Source organism: Adlercreutzia sp. ZJ176 (assembly GCF_011038975.1).
Lineage (GTDB): Bacteria > Actinomycetota > Coriobacteriia > Coriobacteriales > Eggerthellaceae > CAAEEV01.
In genome coordinates this window covers 1-2,572 of sequence record NZ_JAAKEC010000040.1, presented here as the reverse complement: position 1 = coordinate 2,572, position 2,572 = coordinate 1, and the positions used below count along the sequence as shown (strand labels likewise).

Sequence of the window (2,572 nt, the reverse complement as noted above, 5' to 3'; positions counted from 1 at the left end):
GGGTAACCGCTAAAACGTGTGGGATTTAGCATGGTTTTCACCATCTTCCGCATGCCCACACGTTTTCCGCCTGTTTTTGCGTGACGGTCCGCTTTCTAGCCTTCCTGAAGCCTCCAGGGCCTACAGTTGAGCATACAGGACGGGCGTCATCATTTATCGAACAAAGGGACGGGTAGCCTTGCCCGTCTTTTCTTTCGACTGGGTCCTTGGGAGAGTTCGCGCCTCCCTCAAGGACCCTATGACAGCCCGCGCCCTCGGAAAGTAAGGTAAAAATGGAGAACATGGGCAATACCACCGTAGGTGTGGATGCGCGCCTATACGAGCGCTTGGCGATCAGGCTCTCACTTAGCCGGCCGTCCAGGCGGCTGGGCATATGGGCGCTTGATAGGCTCTGCGATCGTTGCTCTAAGTCGGGCCGCTGTATTAGCGACCTGTTCGGGGACGCCTGCCGGCACACCACCGCAGACGAACTCGGCTGCCCTTGCTGGTGCCGGACGATCTCCTGCCTCAAATCAATGGACGAGCCTGAAGCTGACAATGCCGCTACATCCGACCTTGACGAAATCCCCTTCTGAGAGGAGGCCGTCATGGAACACGTTACGCATACAGCAAAACCCACGCCAAGCGAGGCCGAGCAAAGCGCACTTAAGCGTTTGATGACAGGGCAGGGAAGCCGCTCAGACGCAAAGGTGATAAGGATGCTCGTCGACTGCTGCGGCAGGTACGGGTGCGTGTACACACGGCCCTCGAAGACCTCCCCCGGCATGAAGGAGTGCCCCGGGTGGTGTAACGCACTTGAAGTATACGACAAACAGCGTGCAGCGCGGGATGCTGCTGCATCCAACAGCCCCGAGTCAAAGACAGGCAAGCTCGCCCGCGACGAGCGGGCTGCCCTGCAAGCGCTTGAAAGAGAAAAGGCCGGCACCAAAGATGCGCTTGCGCTCATGCTCTTGTCCGACAAGTGCGCAAAGGACGGCTGCGTCAGCAAAGACGACACCGAAGGCATTTGCCCTGGGTGGTGTGCCACTGCGCACCAGGCGTGGGATGCGTGGTGGTTGTGATGAGAATACATGCGGAACTCATCGGAATCAACGGGGATGCATACCGGATAGACGACATCCACGATGAGGGCGCCTACACCTCCGTCAAGGCCGCACGCATCGCCCATGAGGAAAGGTGTGCCGCTTGCGGGCGCAGGGCCCAGGTCCACGGCAGCACAAACTCCACCGTCTATCACGTGCCCCATGCAGGAAAGCCCTGCCTCATCGCCCTCAAGAAGAAACGCTACCGCTGTCCTGCGTGCGGCAGGACCTTCACAGAAGACGACCCCCTTGTCTCCCGGCTCACGCCCCATGTGAGCACGCGCCTGGAGGCGTTTGTCTTGGAAGAGCTCGGCCGGGGCAGAACCATCGCCGAGCTCGAGCGCATGACCGGCGCCTCCAAGAACATCCTCGCCAAGATAGAGGCGGCAGCGCAGATGCCGCCGCACCGGCTGCCCCGCAACCTCTGCATAGACGAAGTGAGGGCTTTTCCCAAGAAGGTGGCCGTCAAGCGCGGCGAGCCCCACATGGCCTGCTGTGTCTACGACGCCGACGAGAAGACACTTGTCGACATGCTCGCAGGAGACGATTCCAAGACCGTCCGAGCGTATTTGGAGAGCTTCACCAAAGGAGAACGAAATGGCGTGGCGACCATATCGTGCGACCTCAACGGCTCCTATATCAGCCTTGCCAAGGAGCTTCTCCCTGGCGCGGTCATCTACGCCGACAAATTCCATATAAGCAAGCTTGTGACAGGGGCGGTCGACGACACGAGACTGAGACTTGTCCACGCGATCGAAGACGACAAAGAGCAAAAGAAGATCCTGAGCAGGGCGTCCAAGCTCATATGCGCCAGAAAGGCCAAGCTTAGAGACGCCCGCCAGATCACTTGTGCAAGAGCCGCGCTTGAGTCTGAGGGAGCCCGTGAGCTCAGACGTGCCTACCTGGCCCTTCAGCTGTTCTACGAGTGGTCTGATGCTACCTACGAAAGCCGCGAGGATATGGAGCGCGCCTTGGGGCAGTGGATATCCATTGCCCGGCGCACCGGCGTGCCCGAGATGCTTTCCGAGGCCAAAACCATAAAGAAGAACAAGGTCTACATCCTCAACGCCTGGGAGCACGGACGCACAAGTGCGATAGCGGAAAGCCTCAACCGACAGATCAAGGACATCATCCGCACATGCCGCGGCTTCATGAGCTTCGAGGCGCTCAGACACCGCTGTTTGGTTGTGCTGGGACACGAAAGAGAGCCCAACAAGCCCATCCCGCTGTTTGTAAGAAGCGACAAGAGAAAGGAGGGCGTCGGCTAGCAAGCAAGCCCCTCGAGATGGGATCCCGCTCTCCCCCGCGCAAGCGGCGACATATTCGATTTTTTGGCTTTTGGTCATATATTTAAAAAATGCTCTGTGAAGGGCTTAGGTTGTTGCGCCCTTATTTTGCCCCCAAGCGCTGACTTGGGGTTAGATTTGCTTTGTTTTACCTGATCAGACATAGGTTTTGGCTATTATTCCCACACGAATTAAGACTTACCC

2 protein-coding genes are annotated in these 2,572 nt (G+C 58.2%); both read left to right on the top strand.

Translation table 11 applies throughout. The features are described from left to right. The first annotated feature begins 587 nt into the window (after window positions 1–587). Window positions 588–1,061 (top strand): hypothetical protein, encoded by a 474-nt coding sequence (locus G7Y50_RS11775; RefSeq protein ID WP_165056823.1) that lies wholly within the window; start codon window positions 588–590, stop codon window positions 1,059–1,061. After that, window positions 1,049–2,350, top strand: a complete 1,302-nt coding sequence (locus tag G7Y50_RS11770) for an ISL3 family transposase (RefSeq protein ID WP_165056824.1) — start codon at window positions 1,049–1,051, stop codon at window positions 2,348–2,350. The genes G7Y50_RS11775 and G7Y50_RS11770 overlap by 13 nt, the downstream gene beginning before the upstream one ends. Window positions 2,351–2,572 lie beyond the last annotated feature (222 nt).

Coding starts and splice junctions, on each gene's coding strand:
- G7Y50_RS11775 (WP_165056823.1), top strand. CDS start 588: ATGGAACACGTTACGCATACAGCAAAACCCACGCCAAGCGAGGCCGAG.